The organism is Ruegeria sp. AB7 (assembly GCF_056542625.1).
In genome coordinates this window covers 239890-262495 of sequence record NZ_JBQGAC010000001.1, presented here as the reverse complement: position 1 = coordinate 262495, position 22606 = coordinate 239890, and the positions used below count along the sequence as shown (strand labels likewise).

Sequence of the window (22606 nt, the reverse complement as noted above, 5' to 3'; positions counted from 1 at the left end):
CAAGCAGGGATCACTTAGCGCGCAGTCGATCGCGGTTCCGCGCCAACCAATAAGCAAGAGTTAGAAGCGGCAGATCCTTGAAAACATGAGCATCTACCATGCTCATGAATTCATCAAACGGCAGAATTCTGCTGCGGATATCCTCACCTTCCGAAGCGAGGCCACCGCTTTCAACCGTACTAGTCAGATCCCCAAGACCGACATAGAGATAAACATATTCTGTTGACGATCCGCTGGATGAATAGGCACCACCTGCATATTCCAGTTGGTATAGTGAAATCTGCGCTTCTTCCATGGCCTCGCGGGTGGCCGCCTGCTGAGGTGTTTCGCCCGGGTCAATCATGCCAGCCACAGGCTCCCACATCCACGGCTCGGGGTCGTCGATCAAGAACACGGGCGCGCGAAATTGCTCTACCAGCAACACCGTATCGCGCACCGGATCATAAGGCAGGACGATCACTGCAGCCCCTTGCATCAACCCGCTGCGATGCAGCACCGGGCTCAGGGCGCCGTCATACTGACGATGCTGCAGTTCAATTTCATCCATCCCAAAATAATTTATATAGGCGTGCTTGCGGTCATGAACGATCACGTCATCCACAACGCTCCGCTCATCCCCCGTTCCACGTTGTCTTGCCGCTAATCTGGCCCAGGCGCGTGTTCTTATGGCTGGAAAGCTGCGCACGATGTCCGAGGCATCGACTCTTCCATAATGGGCCATCACCTCGTCTGCCGCGAACACCGAAAGCGCACCCCAATCCCTGATCCAGGTTTCAAGATCCCACGGTGCGCCTTTTTTCCAAATGTCAGTATCCGGAAAGAACACCAAGGCCTGATGTTCTTTTCCATCCTCAGTCACGATTGTCTCCGGGCGCAGTTCATATTCGAACCCGCCTTCATAGAAGGCCAATCGACTACGCTCGACGTCACCTAGGCCCTGCACCAGAACGCCACTGGCCTTACTGCCCTTTTCGGTGACAATCATTGGAAAGGGTTGATCTTGAACCGCATATACGGCGTGATCGGGCAAAACAGCCTGCATCGCCGATAAATCGTCTGCGCTGCGACCCATGACGAGTTCCAGCAAAGAGACATGGCGCAGAGTGCCATAGAAAAACAGATTGGACAAAGTTGAGGCCCCGAATTGGCAGATCAGATTTAACGCCAGCGGCGAAAGGCAATTTCGGTAAGTATCCCGCTGAGAACAGCACCAAAACCCAGCGTAAGCAGGATTTCCGGTGCCAGAAGCTGTTCACCATAGCCAATCCCGATCTGAAAGATGGCAAGCAGAGCCTCAAACGGACCACCAAACCGATGGCGCATCGCCTGACTGAACATCTCGTAGGTGCCCTGAACGAACAGCCCCCAGAACACCAGCGCCGCAACACCGGTCAAACCGTTGTTGACGGCCGCGGTCCAGCCACGGCCAGCACGTTTACCCATGACAACCCAGCCGCAGATCCAACCCAGTATTATGTTCACATAGGTGAAATAACCATAGTCCTTACCCTCTTCCCCGTTGTCGATAATCATGCCCGACACAAGGAACGCGATCACCAGCAGACACAACGCGGCGACGAGACGTGAGGCTGTAGGCATTCGATTTTTCCGTTCTTCAACTGGGTTTGGCTATCGTGATCTGTGTCACATCACAATTACCGGTGTCAAAGGCTGCGCCACATGCGGTCAAATAATAATTCCACATGCGGCGAAAACGCTCATCAAACCCCATCTCCGATATCTGATCCCACTTGGCATTGAATGTCTCGTACCAGCGTCGCAGGGTCAGATCGTAGCTTTTGCCAAACTCTTTTGAGCGTACAACGGTCAACCCCGCCTGATCGATCTGATCTCTAAGGATTGACGGTGCGGGCAGCATCCCACCGGGAAAGATGTATTTCTGAATGAAATCAACGCCGTTCTTGTAAATGTCCCAGCGATGATCCGCGACCGTGATGATCTGCAAAGTGGCATGGGCGCCAGGCTTCAACCGATCACGGACCGTGTTGAAATATGCGGGCCAGTATTTCTGACCGACTGCCTCGAACATCTCGATCGAGGCAATTCCATCATATTGACCCTGCTCATCGCGGTAGTCCTGTAGCTTGAACTCCACGAGATCAGAAAGTCCCGCTTTTTCAATTCGCTCTCTAGCAAACTTCAACTGCTCTTGGCTAATGGTCAGCCCGGTGACGCGCAGCCCACGCTCTTTCGCGGCATATTCGGCGAACCCACCCCAGCCGCACCCGATCTCAAGGATATGATCCCCCGGTTTGGCCCCCATTTCATCCACCAGGCTGGCATATTTCGCAGTCTGCGCCTTTTCGAGGCTTTCCTGACCCGTTTCAAATATGGCGCTGGAATAGGTCATCGTGTCATCCAGCCACAGGCCATAGAAATCATTGCCGAGATCATAGTGATACGAGATGTTCTTTTTCGCCTGTGACCGGTTGTTACGATGCAACCAGAACCGCAGTCTTTCATAGGCTCGCACAAGAAACTGTCCGGTAAAATCATCGTAGACCGTCTCAGTTCCCAGATGCACGAGGTCCATGAAACTGCGTAGGTCCGGTGTGCTCCAATCGCCTTCAAGGTAGCCGTCCGAGAAGCCCAGCTCTCCCTCGCGCACCAGCCGGGAAAAGACGTCCGGGTCGTGGATGTCCACATGTGCCACGGGGCCTGGTTGTGGCGCATCCGCGCGGAAAATGCGTCCGTCGGGCAGCGCGATGTCAAGTCGGCCGCGCTCCATCCTCTTCAGCATCTTGAAGACTTGTGTAAAATATCTCGGCAGGTTTTCCTGCCCTTCGGTGCTCGTCAGGAACATCCGCTCTCCCCTCTGCGGTTGCGGGTCAAAGCTAGGACGGGATTCGGTTTCTGGCAAGTTTTCAGTTCCTTACTGGTCTTTTCCGGCATTATACGCGCCCAACGCACGGGCGCGGCCTTCCTTCAGCCCCACCACCGGTGCGGGATACATCTGGTCAGGAGAAAGCCCCCATGATCGCGGCACGGCATCAAAATAGGCTAGCGCGGTCGATGGCGGCTCGAATTGGCCCTCGGCAATCCAGCGACGCACAAAACCTGAGTTTGGATCAAACCGCTCGCGCTGTGTGTCGGGATTGAATATACGGAAATACGGTGCGGCATCAGGGCCGCAACCGGCCACCCATTGCCATCCCATCGCATTTGCAGCTGGGTCCCAGTCGATCAGGCAATCCCCGAACCAGTCTGCGCCGATTTTCCAATGCGTCATCAGATGCTTTGTCAGATAACTCGCGACAATCATCCGAGCCCGATTGTGCATGCGTCCGGTGACATACATTTGTCTTAGACCTGCATCGACAAGCGGAATTCCGGTTCTTGCCTGGCGCCACGCGCGCACTTCGGGCGTGTCGGGATCAGTATTCCAAGGGAATGCGTCCCATTCAGGCTTCCAATTGGCACTCAGAAGATGCGGCCAGTGGTACATTAAGTGATATGCGAACTCACGCCACACAAGCTGACGCAGATAGCCTTCACCACCATGCGCCCCGCTTTGGTCGGCGATTTGCACCCGGTGCCAGATTGTACGCGGCCCGATCTCGCCCAGAGCAAGGTATTCTGAAAGATCAGAGGTACCAGATTGATCCAGTTGATCCCGCTGTTCGCGATACTGATCAATACGTTCCAGAAACGCGTCCAGCTGGTCCAGCGCCGCATTTTCGCCCGGGTGGACAAACGGGCGGACCACTGCGGCCCCGCGCTGCATATCCCGATCCAGTCGCCAATCAGACAATTGATCGGACGCAGGCCAGGTCTTCGGCGTCATAAGCCGCGTGGGCGCGGGCTCGGGCAAAGAGACTTCGCGCCCCTGCACTGATCGCCACATCGGAGTGAAGACCCGAAACGGCTGGCCGGTTTTGGTGGCGATCGTCCAAGGCTCAAACAGAAGTTGGCCAGCAAAAGACTGTGCCTGGATACCCTGTTCCGTCAAAGCAGCCTTGATCTGGGTATCCCTGTTGATCGCCTCTGGATCATAAGCCCGCGTCCAGAATACGGAGCCTGCCCCAGTTTCTCTGACCAGTTCACAAAGAACATCCAGTGCTTGACCCTGGCGCAGTATCAACTTGCTGCCAAGCTGCTCAAGCCTGCTGGCAAAAGCGTCAAGGCCCAGACCAAGGCGCCATTTTGGCGCGGCACCCAAAGTCTGAACCTGATGATCGAGAACAAATACGGGCACGATGGGTCGACCTGATTGCACCGCCGCGCTCAGCGCCGGATGATCTCCTAACCGAAGATCGCGCCTGAACCACAAAATGATCGAAGAATGATCAAAATCCATGTCCGCCCCATGTTTTCTTCGAACTACGAAGCGCCGCAGAAACTGGATCACAAAACGCGGTCAAGCGCCTCCAAAAGCTGATCAATTTCCTGTCGACTGGTGTAGTGTGTAAAGCTAAGGCGCAAGACCCCTTGTTCTGCGTCAACGCCCATCGCTTGCAACGGGCGATGTGCGTAGAAATCACCGCCACCCGCCATGATACCGTGTTTGGAAAGCTCGGCAGCAACAGGCTCGGCCTTCTTATTCAGACTTAAAGCTACCGTCGGTGCGCGCCGACTGGCATCAGACGGTCCGATCAGGCGTAGAGCGTTCCGGTCTTTGACCGCGTCCAGCAGAGGTTGCAATAAAGCGACCTCGTGTTCCCGCATCAGATCATGCACAAAGGACCCCCTTGCCGAAGCTCCTGTTTCCGGTCCTCCATGATGGGCACAAAGTAGGTCCACATAGTCCGCCATGCCTGCGCTGGCCGCGATCTGAGCATGGTCAGGCCCGGCTGGTGTGAACCGCTTAAAAAGAGTGTCGCCGTTGAAATAATGCGCTTGGTTGGGCAGTAATTCACCCAGAGCTCGTCGAATAACCATGCAACCCTGGTGCGGGCCATAGGTTTTGTAGGCGGAAAACAGATAGATATCTGGGCCCAGATCACCGACATTGGGGAACCCGTGCGGTGCGTAAGAGACCCCGTCGACACAGGCAAAAGCACCCGCAGCATGGGCGATCGCGGTGATTTCGGTGACCGGGTTGATTTCCCCAACGACATTCGAGCAATGCGGAAAGCACACCAGCCGCACTTTCTCGTCCAGCAAATTCTCCAAATCTTGCGGGTTCAAAGACCCACTCTCCGGATCAATCTTCCATTCCCGAATTTCGATCCCCTCATCGGCCAATCGCCGCCAGGGCCCCGAGTTTGCTTCGTGGTCCTGATTGGTCACGACAATCGCTTCGCCCGGCTGCATCCACTGCCGGAATGCCTGAGCCAGTACATAGGTGTTCTGCGTCGTCGAAGGGCCAAAGCTCAGCTCATCTGTTTCCACCCCCAATATCGCGGCAAGTCGCGCTCGTGCTTCGTCCATTTCCGCGCCACCCGCACGGCTCGCCTCATAGGGCGCGTAGGGCTGAACCTTTCGCTGGGTGTAGAACCGGCTCAACCGATCAAGCACAGGTTTGCAGGTATAGGATCCACCTGCATTCTCAAAAAAGGCCTGTCCTTGAAGGCTGGGTTCCGAAAAGGCCGGGAACTGTGCCCGAACGAATTCAATATCAAGAGCGCCCATCGCATCTCTCTCCCTTATCATGCACTACAGTCCGGGTCGTTGCCCGCGCAAAGTCCGGACATCCCCGAAAACAAGGCAGGTCTTCCAGCCCAGCCGCAGGTCCTTGGAACGGGTAAGGATCGACGGCAGCCCCCATGATGGCCTCATCACCACCAGCAGACCCGGCCAGATAGCCAGAGGCAGAAGGTTGGGTCAAGTGATTGCGTTAATGGTATTTTTTGCCGCCACGCAATGCGTGCACTGACGAAGTCATTGGCCCACGCGGGGCTTAGTTTCTTTTAGGTAGGAAAGTGCCGGGCAGAGATGCCCGGCTCAGTGTTGCTCAAATCAGCATTAGCCCTGAACTTTGGTATAAGTCCCCTCACCCGCCAGGATGCCGCGGAACCCGCCGGGTTCATCCAGACCGAAAACGATCAGTGGCAGATTGTTGTCGCGCGCCAATGCAATGGCCGATGCGTCCATCACGCGCAGCCGCTTGGCCAAAACATCGTCATAGGAAACCTGATCATAGCGCACTGCATCCGAGTGTACCTTGGGGTCTTTGTCATAAACGCCATCCACACCGTTCTTGCCCATGAAGATCGCCTGACACGCCATTTCGTTAGCGCGCAGAGTCGCAGCGGTATCGGTGGTGAAATAGGGGTTCCCGGTTCCCGCGGCAAAGATGCAAACCCGCTTTTTCTCAAGGTGACGAACAGCACGGCGGCGAATGTAGGGCTCGCACACCTCATCCATCCGAATGGCCGAAATTACACGTGTAAAGACCCCTACCCCCTCCAGAGCGGATTGCATCGCCAGCGCGTTCATGACAGTCGCCAGCATACCCATGTAGTCGGCTGTCGTACGCTCCATCCCCTGCGCAGATCCAGACAGACCACGGAAGATATTGCCACCCCCGATGACCATGCAAATCTCAACACCAAGATCATGAACCGATTTGACCTCTTGCGCGATGCGCTGAACGGTGGGCGGATGCAGTCCGAATCCCTGATCTCCCATCAGCGCCTCGCCGGAAATCTTCAACATGACACGGTCATATGTTGTTTTTGGGGTCTCGGTGGTCTCGACGGAAGGGGAAAGGCTCATGTTGCGCTCCGGGCTGGCACGGGGTTATTTTCCGGCGCAAAATGAAGCAAAACCTCCGCAGGTTCAATGCGGATAGTCAGGAACGGGGCAACCAGTCATGGCCGACAACTCTGAGAACCGGCTTTTGGCGCAATTGCCGTCGATTCCCGATGACAAACCTGTATTGATCGCCGGGCCCACTGCCTCGGGTAAATCGGCGCTGGCGCTGTTGATCGCCGAGCGTTTCGGAGGCGTGATTGTCAACGCCGATGCCAGTCAAATCTATGACTGCTGGCGTATTATCTCGGCCCGCCCCTCGCCCGAGGATGAGGCCCGTGCACCGCACCGTCTGTATGGGCATGTTGCCTATGACCAGACCTATTCGACTGGTCATTGGCTGCGAGAGGTTACGCCGATGCTGTCGCAACGCCCTCGTCCGATAATCGTCGGAGGGACCGGTCTGTATTTCACAGCCCTGACCGAGGGGATGGCCGATATCCCCGCAACCCCGCCGGAAATCCGGGAACAGGCGGATAAGTTGCCGTTGCAAGAACTAATCGCGGGTTTGGACGGTCTGACCCTGCAGAGGATCGACACCCAAAACCGCGCGCGTGTTCAGCGCGCCTGGGAGGTTCAGAGCGCAACCGGGCGATCCCTATCGGATTGGCAGGCTGACACCCCCGCCCCGATACTGGATATTCAAAACACGGTGCCGATTGTTTTTGACGCCAGAAAAGACTGGCTGCTGGATCGCATAAACCGACGGTTCGACCTGATGTTGGACCAAGGAGCTATAGTGGAAGTGGAGGCCATGCGCGATCGCTATGACCCCTCTTTTCCCTCCTGTAAAGCGATCGGCGTTCCGGAGCTAATGGGCTACCTGGACGGCCGCATGACACTGGATGAGGCGCGCGAAAAAGCGACGATCGCGACACGGCAGTTTGCCAAGCGCCAACGCACATGGTTCCGTGCGCGCATGAAGCTCTGGCATCACCTTGACGCTGCGTGTTGAAGGCTGCAGTCGCCGGAGACGATAAAGCCTAATATAACAACGTCTTAATCAGCACCATGGTGAGAGATAGATATATATCCATCTATCCGTCACAACGTGTCTCGTTTCCTTTCACATTGAAACTTTCCGAACCTCACTTTCTGCTCGGATGTCGTTTTTGTACCATCTATGACGATTTCCAACATTGACGCAGGGAAAAAACTGGTGCCGAATGCGGCTATGGGGATGTTGATAAATCGTAAATCCAAGCCCGTGGCCCTACCAACCGAGACCAAACGGTCCCTGTAGTGCCCGGCTCTATCAATCAGAAACACGAAATCTAAAAAAATTATGTGTCACAGGGAGACATCTATGGAAAACCAGACAATCAACGGAAAGCCGATGCATTGGGCGGCAGAGATGCACGCCAAGGAATATCGTGAGGGCAATCTGAGCCGTCGTGAATTTCTGGCCCGTGTAACCGCGCTGGGCGTTGCTGTACCGACGGCATATGGCATGATTGGCCTGCAATCACCGGCAGCCGCTGCCGAACCTCAGCGTGGCGGCACCATCCGCTATCAAATGGAAGTGCGCGCACTGAAAGACCCGCGCACATATGACTGGACGCAGATCGCAACCTTCACGGCTGGCTGGCTGGAATATCTTGTCGAATACAATAATGACGGCTCGTTCAAACCCATGCTGCTGGAAAGCTGGGAAGCCAATGATGACGCCACTGAATACACGCTGAACGTCCGCAAAGGTGTGAAGTGGAACAATGGTGACGATTTCACTGCCGAAGACGTAGCTCGCAATATCGAAGGTTGGTGCGACGGGTCTCTGGAAGGGAACTCGATGGCCTCGCGCATGGCCTCACTGATGGATGAGAGCACTCAGAAAGCCGCAGATGGCGCCATCACCGTTGTCGACTCGCATACAGTCAAGCTGAAGTGCAACGCGCCGGATATCACGATCATCCCCGGCATGGCAGACTATCCGGGTGCAATCGTACACAGCAGCTTTGATGCAAATGATATGCTGTCCAACCCAGTTGGTACGGGTTTCATGATGCCCGAAAGCCATGAGGTCGGCGTGAAGGGCGTACTGGTCCGCAACGAAGGCTTTGACTGGTGGGGCTACGAAGCTGGTAAAGGCGGCTATATCGACCGGATCGAATTCATCGATTATGGCACTGACCCTGCCGCTTTCCTGGCCGCCTATGAGGCCGAAGAGATCGATATGAACTGGGAATCGGTTGGCGAGTTTGTCGACATCTTTGACAGTATTGGCCTTGTCCGCTCGGAAATCCCATCGGGCTTTACCATTGTCATTCGCCCCAACCAGCTGGCTGAAGACGCCGATGGCAACAAAATCTATGGCGACAAGAGAGTCCGTCAGGCCCTCGCCATGGCAGTCGACAACGCCGTCTGCCTTGAACTTGGCATGTCCGGCTACGGCATCACTGCCGACAACTGTCATGTAGGCCCGATGCACCCCGAGTACGACTCGGCTGTGACGCGTATCCCTTACGATCCGGCAGGCGCAAAGGCGCTGATGGACGAAGCGGGTATGGGCGATTTCGAGCACGAAGTGCAGTCGATCGACGATGACTGGCGTCGCAATACCACGGCTGCGGTAGTGGCTCAGTTGAACGATGCGGGCATCAAGGCAAAGCACACGGTTCTGCCCGGTTCGACATTCTGGAACGACTGGACCAAGTACCCGTATTCCTCGACCAACTGGAACCACCGCCCGCTGGGCACGCAGGTTCTGGCACTGGCGTATAAGTCGGGTGTCGCTTGGAACGAGTCTGGTTTTGCCAACGAAGAGTTCGACAAGCTGCTGGCCGAGGCGAACTCGATCGCGGATGTCGATATGCGCCGCGAGGTGATGGCGAAACTGCAGGCGATCATGATCGACGAAGGCGTGGTCATCCAGCCCTATTGGCGGACCGCGATGCGTCACCACCGCGATAATATGGTCGGTGTCGAAAAGCACATTGCGGACCTGCCGCAGCTTTATAAGTTCGGCCTGACTTCCTAAGCCGAAACCTACAAGGGCCGCGCCAATCTGGCGCGGCCCTTCGTCCTCAATACGGCGACCGGAATAATAGCAATGCGTGGGGCGAAATGCCTGTCACGCCAGCCGATCAACAGGGGCTAACATGGGACTTTTTATTCTAAGGCGTGTGGGGATTATGCTGCTGACAGCATTGTGCCTGACATTCCTGGTCTTCTTCCTTACCAATCTCTACCCGAACCTGGAAAAGCTTGCGAAGACGCAGGGCAATTTCAGGATGTCTGATGAACAGGTCGAAAGCTATCTGGAGAAAAACGGCTACCTCCAGTCCACGCCGATCAAATACGGTGAATGGCTCGGTGTCCTGCCCTCGTTCCGACACACAAATGAGGACGGAACCGTTCAGGGTAGATGTATCCTGCCAGGCAAAACTGCCGAGGAATCTCCGAATTTCTGCGGTATCCTGCAGGGGTACTGGGGATATTCAACTGTCTTCAAGGAAGAGGTCTCTACCGTTGTTGGCAACCGGCTGGCACTGACCGGACGGCTGATGTTCTGGGTGATGCTGCTGATGGTCCCTTCGGCACTTATTCTGGGCATCCTGGCCGGGATGAAGGAAGGTTCGGCCACTGACCGGACGCTTTCAACCTTTGCCATTACGACGACGGCGACCCCAGAATACGTCTCGGGTGTGATCTTCATAGCGATCTTCACATCCTCCGCCGTCGGACTCAAATGGTTCAAAGGCACCGCCACTCAGGCGATGGAGAACCCGACATTTGAGAATTTCTTCCTACCAGTGTTGACCATCGCACTTTACGGGATGGGCTATATCGCCCGGATGACCCGCGCCTCAATGACCGAGGTGATGACGGCGCAATACATCAGGACGGCGCGTCTGAAAGGCGTGTCATTCCCGAACATCGTCATGAAACACGCGCTGCGCAACGCGCTTATCGCGCCCTTTACAGTCATCATGCTGCAGTTCCCATGGCTGCTGAATGGTGTCGTGATCGTCGAGACCCTGTTCAACTACAAAGGCTTTGGCTGGGCGCTTGTACAGGCAGCGGGCAACAATGACATCCAGCTGCTGCTGGCGATCTCGGTCGTGTCGGTCTTTGTGGTGCTGGTGACGCAGCTGATCTCGGATATCGGCTATGTCTACCTCAACCCGCGCATCCGCATTTCGTAAGGAGGGATAGATCATGGAACCACTTACCTGGACCGGCTCTATCGCCTTCCTGAACCCGCTGTTGATGCTTGCGTTGGGACTGATGCTTTTGTCCATCGTTGTCTGGATGCTGGCAAGTATCGTGCTGCCCGAAGATCAGATGATTGTGAATGCCGATGGGACGCTCAGTTCGAGCTCTGGCCTGAGAATCCTGATACAATCGGCGCTGCGATATAGCTTTCTGGCAAGTGTGGGAATTGCGGTGGCGTACATTGTCCTTGGCATCCTGATGGGGACCAGTGCTGGCATCATCGGCGCAATCTCTCAGCAGTTTCTGCCCGTCTGGCTGTCGCTGATCATCCTTTATGCGATGTCGATTGCGTTCAAGCGCAAGCTGGGCCTATACGGCAAGCTGTTCGACAGCCCTATTGGTATGATCGGCTTTGGCCTTGTGATGTTCTGGGTGTTCACCGGCATATTTGGCGCACTCGATCTGATCGTAACCCACGATCCGCTGTCGCAGGTCTCAGGCATGAAGAACAAGGTGCCGGGCACCCCGCTTCCCAATCTGGAGGACGGTCAATACGCTTGGTATTTGCTGGGTGGAGATAACCTCGCGCGCGACGTCTTTAGCCGTATGGTTAAAGGTGCCTGGATCGTCGTGCAGATCGCGCCGCTGGCGACGATGTTTGCCTTCATGGTTGGTATCACTCTGGGTTTACCCGCAGGCTACTATGGCGGGCGTCTGGATACGCTCCTGTCATTCCTCGCGAACCTGATCCTGGCCTTTCCCGTGATCTTGCTGTTCTACCTTTTGGTCACGCCCGAGATCGTAGCGACCGGCGTGCCGAACTATATGGCCGCGATCCTGTTCGTGTTCCCGATCATCTTCCTCGGCGTTCTGCTGAATTCGCGTTTCTATACGCGTCCCAGTTTTCGAACGCCTTTGTTGATCGGGGTTCTGGGTGTTGCGCTCTGGCTCTACCTGTCGCTGATTTCGACCGGTGGCTACATCATCAACACCGACAGCTACCGCATCTGGGGTCTCCCGACCTACCTTGATCTGTTCGATATTCCAGGCGGTATTCTGGTGGTGTTCGTCTCGGTGGTCTTCGTGAACTCACCGACCGTGTTCCGCATCGTGCGCGGACTGGCGCTGGACATCAAAACTCGCGACTATGTGGCTGCGGCCCAAACGCGCGGCGAGGGTCCATGGTACATCATGCTGTGGGAAATCCTGCCCAACGCGCGTGGTCCGCTGATCGTCGATTTCTGCCTGCGCATCGGCTACACGACCATCCTGCTTGGAACCTTGGGTTTCTTTGGGCTGGGGCTGCCACCGGAAAGCCCGGACTGGGGCTCGACAATCAACGAGGGGCGCAAGCTTCTGTCGATCTATCTACATCCCGCACTGCCGCCCGCGCTGGCATTGCTGTCGCTGGTTCTTGGCTTGAACCTGCTGGCGGATGGTCTGCGCGAAGAAAGTCTGAAGGACTGATTGTGATCGAGGCCGGGGGCTCTGCCCCCGGACCCCCGAGATATTTTTAGCCAGATGAAGGGGAACCCCCGGACTCTCGCGAGGAGTAATAAGATGAACAAACTGGCGGATTATGACGGGCCAATCCTGGAGATCGACAAGCTTTCGATTTCCTTCTTTACCCGCCTTCGTGAGATCCCTGCCGTGATGGATTTCTCGGTCAGTGTGCAACCCGGCGAAGCCGTCGGTCTGGTGGGTGAATCAGGTTGTGGGAAATCTACCGTAGCGTTGGGTGTCATGCAGGATTTGGGCAAGAATGGCCGCATCGTCGGTGGCTCGATCAAGTTCAAGGGGCGTGATCTGGGTGAAATGACCACTGAGGAGCTGCGCGACATTCGTGGCAATGAAATCGCGATGATCTACCAGGAGCCGATGGCATCGCTGAATCCGGCGATGAAGATCGGCAAACAGCTGATGGAAGTGCCAATGATTCATGAGGGTGTTGGTGCAGAAGAGGCCTATGCTCGTGCGTTGGAAGTGGTCACCGATGTACGCCTGCCCGACCCTGAGCGGATGCTGAACTCGTTCCCGCATCAGCTGTCAGGCGGTCAGCAGCAGCGGATCGTGATTGCGATGGCGCTGATGTCGAAACCTGCCTTGTTGATCTTGGATGAGCCAACAACCGCTCTGGACGTGACGGTCGAGGCCGCCGTGGTCGAGTTGGTCAAGGATCTGGGCAAGAAATACGGCACCTCGATGCTGTTCATTTCGCACAATCTGGGTCTGGTGCTGGAAACCTGCGACCGGCTGTGCGTGATGTATTCAGGTGAGGCCGTCGAGCGTGGCTCTATCAAGGATGTATTCGACGAAATGCAGCACCCGTATACGCAGGCGCTGTTCCGCTCGATCCCGCTGCCGGGCGCCGACAAGAACTCGCGCCCGCTGGTGGCCATACCTGGGAACTTTCCCCTGCCCCATGAGCGGCCTCCGGGATGTAACTTTGGTCCGCGCTGCGACTATTTCGAAGAAGGCCGCTGTGACGCCAAGGATATCCTGATGGAGGCGGTACCGGGCAACGACCGACACCATACGCGATGCTTGAAATTCCAGGAAATCGACTGGAACGCGCCAATCACCGTTGGTGAGCAGAAAGAGAAAGGCGAGATTGGCCGGACTGTTCTGAAAATGGATAACCTCAAGAAATACTATGAGGTGGCTGCGAATGCATTGTTCGGCGGTGGTGAGACCAAAGTGGTCAAGGCCAATGAGACGCTAAGCTTTGAAGCGCATGAATCCGAGACGCTTGCCATCGTCGGCGAATCCGGTTGCGGCAAATCCACTTTTGCGAAGGTCTTGATGGGGCTGGAAACGGCCACCGACGGGCAGATCCTGCTGGACAATCGCAATATCGAGGACGTGCCCATCGAAGAACGCGACGCCAAGACCGTTGGCGAAGTGCAGATGGTGTTTCAGAACCCGTTCGACACGCTGAACCCGTCGATGACCGTAGGCCGTCAAATCATCCGGGCGCTGGAAATCTTTGGTGTCGGTGACTCCGAGGCCGATCGCAAGAAGCGGATGCTGGAACTGCTGGATCTCGTGAAATTGCCCCGCGCCTTCGCGGACAGGATGCCACGCCAGCTATCAGGCGGTCAGAAGCAGCGCGTCGGTATCGCCCGCGCCTTTGCCGGTGATGCACGGATCGTGGTTGCGGATGAACCGGTTTCGGCGCTGGACGTATCCGTACAAGCTGCCGTTACGGACCTGTTGATGGAGATTCAGCGCGAGCACAAAACCACGCTGCTGTTCATCAGTCACGACCTTTCAATCGTACGCTATCTCAGTGACCGTGTGATGGTGATGTATCTGGGGCATGTGGTTGAACTGGGCACCACCGATCAGGTCTTTAGCCCACCCTATCATCCCTACACTGAGGCATTGCTAAGTGCGGTTCCAATCGCGGACACATCGATCGAAAAACAGCACATCGTGCTTGAGGGCGATATCCCCTCGGCCATGAACCCGCCGCCGGGTTGCCCATTCCAAACACGCTGTCGCTGGAAATCAGAAGTGCCGGATGGGCGATGCGAATCCCATGTGCCCCCGGTGCAAACACTTGCGGATGGTCATCAGGTGAAATGTCACCTTGCCGAAGACATTCTGGCCAAAATGGAGCCGGTTATCAAAATTGCGGCCGAATAGATCCGCGCAAACGAAAGAAAAGGGCCGGTCAAAACCGGCCCTTTCAATTTGCGTCACGTTTAGTGGGGAGACAGGCGACGCAGGTCGTGGGTGAGTGGCAGTTTCTGATCGTAATCAGCCCGTCATCACGTTGTTGCCGAAGTGCATGAACTCCTGATTCATACCCGCCACATCTCCGGCTTCCAGTTTTAGACTGGCGCTGTCGAGCATCTTGTAACTCTGCTGGCTTTTGACCCAATCGTCTGCGGCCTGCAGCGTCGTAAGCGTGTATGACGTAACCTCATTGAGGTAGTGCGTCGGGATGATGATCTTGGGCTTGAGCTTGGCGACAATTTCGTTGCCCTGATCGAAGCTAAGGATGTGTTCCGATCCGTCGACGGGCAAAGTCAGCACGTCTACCTGTCCTATAGCATCCCAGAACTCCTGAGGCGGATTGTGGCGGTTGTCGCCCCAGATCAAGGTGCGAATGCCTCCGGTTTCGACAAGGTAGACCACCATGTCCATATGTCCGACGTTGTTGGGCGGACAAGCTTCCGCGCCAAACTCGGCCAAGGCGTTGGTCCATTCGTACCAACCCGGCGCAACGCAGGCATGTTTGTCAGCAAAACCTGTGATCTTAAGATCAGCAAATTCAAAATTGCCCGCCATCCTGTCTAAAACCATTGTGGAACTTGGCCGCTCGATAGCGTCATGGTCAAAATGAGCATGAGTGGACATAGTGATATCAACTGGGATCTGCGGGAACTCGTTGCGGAACCACAGGCCCCATGCGCCGGAGGGATCATCGCGCCAAGGATCAAACAACACGGTCGCTCCGTTTGGTGAGGTAATTTTGATCGCGCAGTGACCGTAATAATCGATTCCAACCGCTCCCGTGCTTGCCTGACCAGTCGAGCCCTGTAGATCGATTACGTGGTTATTGTTGCCAGGCTGCAGCCAGGCCTGCGATTGCGCCTCGGCCGGTTTGCTACCCAGCAGTGAGGCCCCTGCACCGACACCGGCGGCCCCGGCAGCCATAAAGAACGATCGACGCGACAGACCAGTTGCCAATGTGTCGCGTTCTCCGTTTAGAATTGTGGGTTTCAGATCTTTGCGATCCATTTTTATCCTCCCGAGTTGAAAAGGCCCGGCTTGGTCCGCACCCTTGCGACCAGCCTAGCGCGCGTGGCACAGGTTGCTCAGATCAGAAAAATCGGGGGGGAATATGGGGGAAATCCCCATATTCAGAAATCACGAAATCGACAAAAGATGGCTTCGCAAGTTCTGGTCACGGCCTTCGAGGCCAAGTTTTCGACGAATATTGTTACGATGAAAATCAATTGTAGAAGTTTCGCGCGACATCGCCCGGGCGATATCTTTCGTGGTTTTGCCCGACATGACCAGCTGAGCAATTTCGATCTCGGTCGGCGTCATGACCGAAAACGCATCCGAAAGCTTGTCGGAAATCATTGAAGTAATCTCTTGCAGATTACGCTCGGCCAATTCCAGATAAACTTGCGAGGCGTCGCCTTCGGTCAAAAGCCCGCGCAACTTGTCCAGATAAGGCAACACCATCGTGCGAACCTGATCTACGATATCCTGATCCCGGTCTTTCCGATCGTCGTCCAAACTGGTCAACAGCACCCGTAGCGCCGTGTTTGTTTCCTGCAGCTCCCGCGTCCTCGCCGCGACGCGGTGCTCCAGTTGCGCCAGAGTTTCATTCAACTTCACTTCCAGCGCTCGGCGCAGGTAAACCTCTTGGATCAAAGCCAAATCCGATTCAACCATGCGCGCAAACTGTGCCAAACCTTCACGAAACAACAAGGCCCGGCGATTGCGGTGACGGTCCAAGACGCAGATTGTTCCGAATACCGAACCATCCGGCCACTTCAGCGGAAAACCGATATAGAAGGACATGCCATGCTCCATGTCCTCATTGTCGCTCCAGGCCGGGTCACATGTTGCGTCCTCGACAACAAATTCGCCGTCGCGTTCCAGAACGCCCTGACAATAGAGCTTGGGGTTCAGTCGAAAATTCATGCCGACCGGGTATGGGTTTTCTGGATGATCCGATGTGATCAGAACCGCATGATCCGGCGCTTCGGTCTTCATGATCAAAGTGGCGGGCACATCGGCCAGCTGCGAAACAAGGTCGACCAAACGCTGCCAGTTCGCCATTGTTTCGGGTGGTATGTTGGGTCGATCTTGGATCATCGTAATTCGCACAAGTCCGAAAGGTTATCCAATCAGACTAGGACAGCGTTTGGCGGTAGATCAAGAAACAGACACGCTGCGGCGCAGCTAGCCCCCCCAGATCACTTTTACGTAGTTCTGGGTTTCCTTGTAGGGTGGAATTCCGCCGTGCTTTTCAACTGCTTTGGGCCCTGCATTGTAAGCTGCCAGTGCAAGGCGCCAGGACTTGAACTTGCGGTATTGCCAGGAAAGATAACGCGCACCACCCTCCAGATTCTGGATCGGATCGTGCGGATTGACGCCAAGCAGCCGCGCGGTCTGGGGCATCAGTTGCGCAAGACCCAACGCCCCTTTGTGGGATTTGGCATTCGGGTTCCACCCGCTTTCTTGTTGAACAAGTCGCAGGAAAAGTTCTTCCGGCACATTATGTTGCCGCGCTGCTTTTCTGGCATGATCGAGATACTGGCCCCGATAGTTACCAGTGTAACGCTTGACGAATTTCCCACGCTCGGTCTTGGGTTTAAGCCGTTCAGAGCCGCGATATTGCGTAGCGGCCCGATTATCCAAAACCTTGGATTGCTTGAGGAATATCGCCTTGCGATTCTTGGTGGACAGCGTTTCTGCCTGCGTCGCGAACGACGTCAGACAAAGACCCAATACCGAGATACCACCGACCAGAAAACGCATTAATGCCAATCCTGCACCCTCAACAACCAATCAGATTATAGTTAAATCAGCCGGAAATGAAAGCTTGGTTAAGACAGTCCTAATGTTTTCCTGCTCAGCGTTGCACGATCAATCATGTTTCAACCAAGTCGTAGCCCGTATAGGGTCAGCACCAGAATACAGCGCCAGATTCGGGCGCCATCCAGTCAGAGTAAAACGAGGGAATATATGGCGGGTTCAGTCAACAAGGTCATTCTGATCGGCAATCTCGGTGCCGACCCCGAGGTGCGGTCGTTCCAGAACGGTGGTAAGGTGTGCAACCTGCGCATCGCAACATCAGAGACATGGAAAGACCGCAACACTGGTGAGCGTCGGGATCGAACCCAATGGCACACAGTCGCCATCTTCTCGGAACCTCTGGTTCGCGTTGCCGAGCAGTATTTGCGTAAAGGCAGCAAAGTCTATGTCGAGGGCCAGTTAGAGACCCGCAAGTGGCAGGATCAGTCGGGGCAGGATCGCTATTCGACTGAGGTTGTCCTGCGCCCTTACCGCAGCGAGCTGACTATGCTGGATGCCCGCGGAGAAGGCGGTGGCGGCGGTGGTGGCTATGGCGGTGGTCAGGCCGGAGGAGTCTATGGTGATCCCTATGGCGGTCAGTCCAGCGCCCCTGCCCCTGCATCCGGCGGCATCGATGACGACGAGATTCCGTTCTAAACCAAACGGAGAAACAACATGGCATGGTCCTTCTCACTTGGCCGATTGCTCGGCTCGGAACTGAGGGTCCATGTCACCTTCTTCCTGCTGCTCGCCTGGGTTGGTTTTGCGGCGTATTCCAGCGGCGGTTGGCCCGCTGCGCTCAACAACATCCTGTTCGTTCTGGCTTTGTTTGCCTGTGTCGTCGCGCATGAATTCGGTCACGCGCTCATGGCAAGGCGATACGGCATTCGCACCCCTGATATCACTTTGCTGCCAATCGGTGGACTGGCACGTCTTGAGCGGATGCCAGAAAAACCGATGCAGGAGGTTTGGGTCGCCTTAGCAGGCCCGGCCGTAAACGTCGTCATCTGGGCCATCCTTGTGGTTTTAGGCGCGGGGATACAACTTGGATCGCTGGCCCAGATCGACTCGACAGGCACGAACCTATTGAGCCGTCTGGCCTATGTGAATCTGCTGCTGGCGGCCTTCAACATGATCCCGGCATTTCCGATGGACGGCGGGCGTGTATTCCGCGCCTTGCTATGTATGAAGATGGAACGTGCCAAGGCCACGCAGATCGCCGCCCTTGGCGGTCAGATCGTAGCGGTCGGGCTTGGTTTTCTGGGGCTGACCTCTGGCAACCCGATCCTGGTTCTGATCGCCGTATTTGTCTTCATTGCCGCGAATTCCGAAAATCAGGACGTTGCGCTACGTTCGGTTGCGCGGCGTGTGAAGGCCCGGGATGCGATGATCACCGAGTTCAAGGCGTTGTCGCCCGATGATACGTTGGCGACGGCGGCTCAAGCGGTCATTCATACGACCCAGCACGAGTTTCCCGTCTTGGCCGAGGATGGCAGCCTTATGGGATTTGTCACCCGTGACCGACTGTTCGCAGCGTTAGCAAGCGACCATCCCCGATCCGAGCCTGCCGCGTCGATTATGGATAAGAACATACCAGAAGTCGCGCTCACCAGCGGATTGGACCAAGTTCTGAATGGCCTGCATAAAGGCGCACCCGCAATTGCTGTATGCACCAAATCGGGTCACATGGTCGGCTACATCACCCGCGAAAATATTGGCGAGCTTATTGTAATCCAGGGGCGCTGAATCTCAGCAGGCGGCCAGCGCATCATCAAGCACCGAGACCACTGTCTCGCGCGGCACTTCTGAAGTGACGAACGCCTGTCCGATGCCTCGTGCCATAATGAAACGCAACTGGCCATCCATTACCTTTTTGTCCTGCGCCATCAGATCGACCAGCGTTTCTGCATCCGGCAATTCACCCGGAATATCGGCCAGATCAGTCTTCATGCCCATGGCGCGCAAATGCGCCCTGACACGGCTTGGATCTTCTTGCGGGCAAAGCCCCAAGCGAGAAGAAGTTTCAAACGCCAGCGCACAGCCGATGGCGACACCTTCACCGTGCAGCAATCGATCAGAATAATCGGTTGCAGCCTCAAGCGCGTGGCAGAAAGTATGACCCAGATTGAGCAGCGCCCGGTCGCCCTGCTCGGTCTCGTCGCGTGCCACGATATCGGCCTTCATCTGAACCGAGCGTGTGACGGCCTGCACGCGCGCCGCCATGTCGCCGGATGCTAACAGAGGCCCGTTGTCTTCAAGCCACTCAAAGAACTGGGCATCGCCCAACAGCCCATATTTGACGACTTCGCCGTATCCGGCGAGAAAGTCCCGCGCCTGTAACGTGCCCAGCACGTCCGTGTCGGCCAACACCAGTGACGGCTGGTGAAACGCTCCAATCAGGTTCTTGCCCTGTGGCGCATTGATCCCGGTCTTGCCCCCAACCGAGCTGTCGACCTGTGCCAGCAGCGAAGTCGGTATCTGAACAAAGCGTACCCCGCGCCGCATCACTGCTGCAGCAAATCCCACCAGATCACCGATCACACCCCCACCTAGCGCAACGACGATGTCGTTCCGTTCGACCTTCTCCGCCAGCAACCATTCTACCGCGCGCTCAAAATGCGGCCAGCTTTTGGTGGCCTCACCCGCTGGCAGTGCCAGAGCATTCATCCCGATCCCGGCTGAGGCCAGGCCTTCACGCAGTGCATCCAGATGCAGGCCCGCGACAGTCTCATCCGTCAGAACCGCGACACGCTTACGCTTTATCAGTGGAGCAATCCGTTCCCCAGATTGCGCCAAAATGCCGGGACCGATCTCAACATCATATGAACGCTCGGCCAGATCAACATGTACGGTTTGATGCATTAAATTCGTTCCAAAATATCAGGGCGCGTCACCAATGCAGCGATCACCCGATCCACCATATCTTCGATTGCGGTTTCGCCATCTGAGTCAGCCACCAGATCGGCCTGTTCATAGATCGGCACGCGCGCCTCGTACAAACCGCGCAACGTTGCATACGGGTCTGCCGTACGCAGCAATGGGCGCGTGTCTTTATGTTTGACGCGATTCCACAACACGTTCAGATCGGCCCGCAACCAAACAGATGCACCGCGATCTGAGATCATTTTTCGATTGCCTTCTGCCAGAAACGCGCCGCCCCCAGTCGACAGGATGCCTTTTTCCTCGTCCAGAAGCCGCCCGATGATCTGACTTTCCTTGCTGCGAAAGAACGCCTCACCATCGCGGGCAAAGATCTCGGGGATGGTCATGTTGGCGGCCGATTCGATCTCGGAATCGCTATCGAGAAAGGGAACGCCTAGCCGAGCCGCCAGAGCCCGGCCCACCGCAGTCTTTCCAGCCCCCATCATTCCGACCAAAACGACGGTTTTGTGCAGTTGAAACTGCGCCGCTGTGTCGGAACGCACCGTGTTATGCTTAATTTCGCTCATTTCGTCGTGAATGACGTGATCTTAAGAAAAATGCTAGTTATAACTTGGGCAAAAGCAAAAATTGAGGCAGCGTTCACCCATGGGCCGTTTAATCAAGTTCCTGATTTACCTCATCTGCCTGTGTTTCATCGGGCTGGTTGGGTATGCCTATGTCGGGCCGTTTTTTGGTGCGGACTTTTCCGCTCCTCAAAGTGAAGTCCGCGAACCGGTCATCTTGAATGCCGACTAGAACCACTCTTCTGGCGTTTTTTCTAGCCGGAACTGCGCAGGCACAATCGACGGAGCCCTTGTCGATCATCGACTGGCTGACCGACCCGCCTGAGAATCTGCCGGGCACAGTGCTATTAGAGCCACCTGTCACCCAGACAGGGTTGCAGCCGGATATTCAGGTCACCCCGCTTGAGGCGCTGTCGCCACCGCTGGGTTTGGTGGCCTCTTCCGTCACAGGTCTGCCGGTCAACTTGTGGCAGAACAGCGATGCGGATCGTCTGGCGGAACTGATCGGGCAGGTGCGGGTCAAGTCCAACCCCGCAATGCAACGGCTGCTGTTCACCCTGCTCCTTTCCGAGGCACGTCCCCCAAGCGGAGGACAGGCAGAAGACAAATTGCTGATGGCGCGACTGGACCGCCTTATGCAATTGGGCGCATCCGATCCGGTACAATCTCTGGTTCAGCTGGCCGGTCCGACCGATACGCAAGCTCGTTTCAAACGCTGGTTCGATGCGACGTTGCTGACGGGTGACGAAGACCGGAGTTGCACCGCGCTGATCGCGCAGCCGAATTTGTCTCGGGATTACGCAGCGCAAATATTCTGCAAGGCCCGTCGTGGAGATTGGGCGTCAGCTGCTCTGACACTCGAAGCCGCTCATGCGCTGCAGGTGCTGCCCGAAGACCAGCTTGCGTTGCTCGATCGCTTTCTCAGCCCGGAATTGTTCGAAGGGGCTGAGTATCTTCCTCAGCCCGACGACCCGAATCCGCTTACGTTCCGTCTGTTCGAAGCCATTGGTGAACGTTTGCCCACGGCTTCACTGCCACGGGCGTTCGCCAATGCCGATCTGCGCGATGTGGCGGGCTGGAAAGCTCAGGTCGAAGCTGCTGAACGATTGACGCGGATTGGCGCGCTGACACCCAATCAGTTGCTTGGCCTATATACCGAACGTTCGCCGGCTGCTTCGGGTGCTGTCTGGGACCGCGTGGCTGCCATCCAACGGTTCGAAACCGCATTGGAAACCGGAAATCCCGAGGCAGTTTCCAAAACTCTTGTTGAGGTCTGGGCTCAGATGAAAACCGTCGGGCTTGAGGTTCCCTTTGCCGAACTTTTTGCCCCGCGTCTGGCAGCAATGAAACTATCAGGTTCGGCCGCCAAGAATCTGCGGTGGCGTATTCTGCTGTTGTCCGAGCTTTATGAAGACGCAGCGCAAGATGTGCCCGAAGGTTCCGATGCGAATATGTTTCTGGCCGCCCTGGCACAGGGCGATCCGCAACGCGCGCCGTCGCCAACCCCTCTGGCGGATGCCATTTCGCAGGGCTTTGCCTGGTCCGCGCCCATCCCTTCGGATATCGACGGGCTGCTGAGTAACGATCAATTGGGCGAAGCCATTCTGGAAACGATGCAATTGTTCGCCCATGGCGCGCGCGGCAATCTGGTCGACCTGACCGCTGCAATCGCTGCGTTCCGCCGCGTGGGTCTTGAAGACACCGCACGTCGGGCCGCGTTGCAGTTGATGATCTTGAACGGGGCTTGA

Annotated in this window: 19 protein-coding genes; 8 read left to right on the top strand and 11 right to left on the bottom strand. The window is 56.1% G+C overall.

Features of this window, described 5'->3' with window-relative positions; genetic code table 11:
• Positions 1-10: 10 nt before the first annotated feature.
• The 6 genes from ACR0EN_RS01290 to pyrH all read right to left on the bottom strand — a co-directional run bounded on the left by ACR0EN_RS01290 (position 11) and on the right by pyrH (position 6678).
• Positions 11-1129, bottom strand: coding sequence for an NUDIX domain-containing protein (locus ACR0EN_RS01290; protein WP_480584860.1), 1119 nt, complete (start codon positions 1127-1129; stop codon positions 11-13).
• 29 nt (positions 1130-1158) lie between these two features.
• Positions 1159-1599 carry a TrgA family protein gene (locus ACR0EN_RS01285; protein WP_170405320.1) on the bottom strand — a complete coding sequence of 147 codons (441 nt, stop codon included), beginning with the start codon at positions 1597-1599 and terminating at the stop codon, positions 1159-1161.
• Positions 1600-1615: 16 nt separating this feature from the next.
• Positions 1616-2824, bottom strand: a complete 1209-nt coding sequence (locus ACR0EN_RS01280; RefSeq protein ID WP_170393292.1) for an SAM-dependent methyltransferase — start codon at positions 2822-2824, stop codon at positions 1616-1618.
• 69 nt (positions 2825-2893) lie between these two features.
• Positions 2894-4318 (bottom strand): cryptochrome/photolyase family protein, encoded by a 1425-nt coding sequence (locus ACR0EN_RS01275; RefSeq protein ID WP_480584858.1) that lies wholly within the window; start codon positions 4316-4318, stop codon positions 2894-2896.
• A gap of 47 nt (positions 4319-4365) precedes the next feature.
• Positions 4366-5592, bottom strand: coding sequence for an aminotransferase class V-fold PLP-dependent enzyme (locus ACR0EN_RS01270; RefSeq protein WP_170817678.1), 1227 nt, complete (start codon positions 5590-5592; stop codon positions 4366-4368).
• Between the two features lie 333 nt (positions 5593-5925).
• Positions 5926-6678 carry a UMP kinase gene (gene pyrH, locus ACR0EN_RS01265; RefSeq protein ID WP_170405311.1) on the bottom strand — a complete coding sequence of 251 codons (753 nt, stop codon included), beginning with the start codon at positions 6676-6678 and terminating at the stop codon, positions 5926-5928.
• Positions 6679-6775: 97 nt separating this feature from the next.
• Between pyrH and miaA the strand changes: the two genes are divergently transcribed.
• From miaA to ACR0EN_RS01240, 5 genes are all read left to right on the top strand, one after another.
• Positions 6776-7669, top strand: a complete 894-nt coding sequence (miaA, locus tag ACR0EN_RS01260; protein WP_170563056.1) for a tRNA (adenosine(37)-N6)-dimethylallyltransferase MiaA — start codon at positions 6776-6778, stop codon at positions 7667-7669.
• 351 nt (positions 7670-8020) lie between these two features.
• On the top strand, positions 8021-9691 hold the full coding sequence (locus ACR0EN_RS01255; RefSeq protein ID WP_170393298.1) for an ABC transporter substrate-binding protein: 1671 nt from the start codon (positions 8021-8023) through the stop codon (positions 9689-9691).
• 121 nt (positions 9692-9812) lie between these two features.
• Positions 9813-10859 (top strand): ABC transporter permease, encoded by a 1047-nt coding sequence (locus tag ACR0EN_RS01250; protein ID WP_170393299.1) that lies wholly within the window; start codon positions 9813-9815, stop codon positions 10857-10859.
• A 13-nt stretch (positions 10860-10872) separates the two neighbouring features.
• On the top strand, positions 10873-12336 hold the full coding sequence (locus ACR0EN_RS01245; protein ID WP_170393300.1) for an ABC transporter permease subunit: 1464 nt from the start codon (positions 10873-10875) through the stop codon (positions 12334-12336).
• A gap of 93 nt (positions 12337-12429) precedes the next feature.
• Positions 12430-14517 (top strand): dipeptide ABC transporter ATP-binding protein, encoded by a 2088-nt coding sequence (locus ACR0EN_RS01240; RefSeq protein WP_170393301.1) that lies wholly within the window; start codon positions 12430-12432, stop codon positions 14515-14517.
• 114 nt (positions 14518-14631) lie between these two features.
• Here the strand turns inward: ACR0EN_RS01240 and ACR0EN_RS01235 are convergent, their stop codons facing one another.
• The 3 genes from ACR0EN_RS01235 to ACR0EN_RS01225 form a co-directional block, all read right to left on the bottom strand.
• Positions 14632-15618 carry an MBL fold metallo-hydrolase gene (locus ACR0EN_RS01235; protein WP_170626005.1) on the bottom strand — a complete coding sequence of 329 codons (987 nt, stop codon included), beginning with the start codon at positions 15616-15618 and terminating at the stop codon, positions 14632-14634.
• Between the two features lie 129 nt (positions 15619-15747).
• Positions 15748-16710 (bottom strand): LuxR C-terminal-related transcriptional regulator, encoded by a 963-nt coding sequence (locus ACR0EN_RS01230; RefSeq protein ID WP_170405297.1) that lies wholly within the window; start codon positions 16708-16710, stop codon positions 15748-15750.
• 87 nt (positions 16711-16797) lie between these two features.
• Entirely contained in the window at positions 16798-17376 is a 579-nt protein-coding gene (locus tag ACR0EN_RS01225; protein WP_170405293.1) for a lytic transglycosylase domain-containing protein, read from the bottom strand.
• Positions 17377-17583: 207 nt separating this feature from the next.
• On the opposite strand from ACR0EN_RS01225, the gene ssb reads away from it, so the two are divergent.
• Positions 17584-18069 (top strand): single-stranded DNA-binding protein, encoded by a 486-nt coding sequence (gene ssb, locus ACR0EN_RS01220; protein ID WP_170817676.1) that lies wholly within the window; start codon positions 17584-17586, stop codon positions 18067-18069.
• 18 nt (positions 18070-18087) lie between these two features.
• Positions 18088-19158 carry a site-2 protease family protein gene (locus ACR0EN_RS01215; protein WP_170817675.1) on the top strand — a complete coding sequence of 357 codons (1071 nt, stop codon included), beginning with the start codon at positions 18088-18090 and terminating at the stop codon, positions 19156-19158.
• Between the two features lie 3 nt (positions 19159-19161).
• On the opposite strand, the gene aroB is transcribed toward ACR0EN_RS01215, so the two are convergent.
• On the bottom strand, positions 19162-20274 hold the full coding sequence (gene aroB, locus ACR0EN_RS01210) for a 3-dehydroquinate synthase (RefSeq protein ID WP_480584853.1): 1113 nt from the start codon (positions 20272-20274) through the stop codon (positions 19162-19164).
• Complete coding sequence (locus tag ACR0EN_RS01205) at positions 20274-20861, bottom strand: shikimate kinase (protein ID WP_170393308.1); 588 nt, start codon at positions 20859-20861, stop codon at positions 20274-20276. Before ACR0EN_RS01205 ends, aroB begins: the two co-directional genes overlap by 1 nt.
• 218 nt (positions 20862-21079) lie before the next feature.
• On the opposite strand from ACR0EN_RS01205, the gene ACR0EN_RS01200 reads away from it, so the two are divergent.
• A complete protein-coding gene (locus ACR0EN_RS01200) occupies positions 21080-22606 on the top strand; it encodes a hypothetical protein (protein WP_170817673.1) in 1527 nt (508 codons plus the stop codon).

What these genes read in the sequence shown, in the direction of transcription:
- ACR0EN_RS01205 (WP_170393308.1), bottom strand. Translation starts at nt 20,861, where the DNA reads ATGAGCGAAATTAAGCATAACACGGTGCGTTCCGACACAGCGGCGCAG.
- ACR0EN_RS01275 (WP_480584858.1), bottom strand. Translation starts at nt 4,318, where the DNA reads ATGGATTTTGATCATTCTTCGATCATTTTGTGGTTCAGGCGCGATCTT.
- aroB (WP_480584853.1), bottom strand. Translation starts at nt 20,274, where the DNA reads ATGCATCAAACCGTACATGTTGATCTGGCCGAGCGTTCATATGATGTT.
- ACR0EN_RS01235 (WP_170626005.1), bottom strand. Translation starts at nt 15,618, where the DNA reads ATGGATCGCAAAGATCTGAAACCCACAATTCTAAACGGAGAACGCGAC.
- ACR0EN_RS01250 (WP_170393299.1), top strand. Translation starts at nt 9,813, where the DNA reads ATGGGACTTTTTATTCTAAGGCGTGTGGGGATTATGCTGCTGACAGCA.
- ssb (WP_170817676.1), top strand. Translation starts at nt 17,584, where the DNA reads ATGGCGGGTTCAGTCAACAAGGTCATTCTGATCGGCAATCTCGGTGCC.
- ACR0EN_RS01245 (WP_170393300.1), top strand. Translation starts at nt 10,873, where the DNA reads ATGGAACCACTTACCTGGACCGGCTCTATCGCCTTCCTGAACCCGCTG.
- ACR0EN_RS01280 (WP_170393292.1), bottom strand. Translation starts at nt 2,824, where the DNA reads ATGTTCCTGACGAGCACCGAAGGGCAGGAAAACCTGCCGAGATATTTT.
- ACR0EN_RS01270 (WP_170817678.1), bottom strand. Translation starts at nt 5,592, where the DNA reads ATGGGCGCTCTTGATATTGAATTCGTTCGGGCACAGTTCCCGGCCTTT.
- ACR0EN_RS01240 (WP_170393301.1), top strand. Translation starts at nt 12,430, where the DNA reads ATGAACAAACTGGCGGATTATGACGGGCCAATCCTGGAGATCGACAAG.
- ACR0EN_RS01225 (WP_170405293.1), bottom strand. Translation starts at nt 17,376, where the DNA reads ATGCGTTTTCTGGTCGGTGGTATCTCGGTATTGGGTCTTTGTCTGACG.
- miaA (WP_170563056.1), top strand. Translation starts at nt 6,776, where the DNA reads ATGGCCGACAACTCTGAGAACCGGCTTTTGGCGCAATTGCCGTCGATT.
- ACR0EN_RS01215 (WP_170817675.1), top strand. Translation starts at nt 18,088, where the DNA reads ATGGCATGGTCCTTCTCACTTGGCCGATTGCTCGGCTCGGAACTGAGG.
- pyrH (WP_170405311.1), bottom strand. Translation starts at nt 6,678, where the DNA reads ATGAGCCTTTCCCCTTCCGTCGAGACCACCGAGACCCCAAAAACAACA.
- ACR0EN_RS01230 (WP_170405297.1), bottom strand. Translation starts at nt 16,710, where the DNA reads ATGATCCAAGATCGACCCAACATACCACCCGAAACAATGGCGAACTGG.
- ACR0EN_RS01255 (WP_170393298.1), top strand. Translation starts at nt 8,021, where the DNA reads ATGGAAAACCAGACAATCAACGGAAAGCCGATGCATTGGGCGGCAGAG.
- ACR0EN_RS01200 (WP_170817673.1), top strand. Translation starts at nt 21,080, where the DNA reads ATGCCGACTAGAACCACTCTTCTGGCGTTTTTTCTAGCCGGAACTGCG.
- ACR0EN_RS01285 (WP_170405320.1), bottom strand. Translation starts at nt 1,599, where the DNA reads ATGCCTACAGCCTCACGTCTCGTCGCCGCGTTGTGTCTGCTGGTGATC.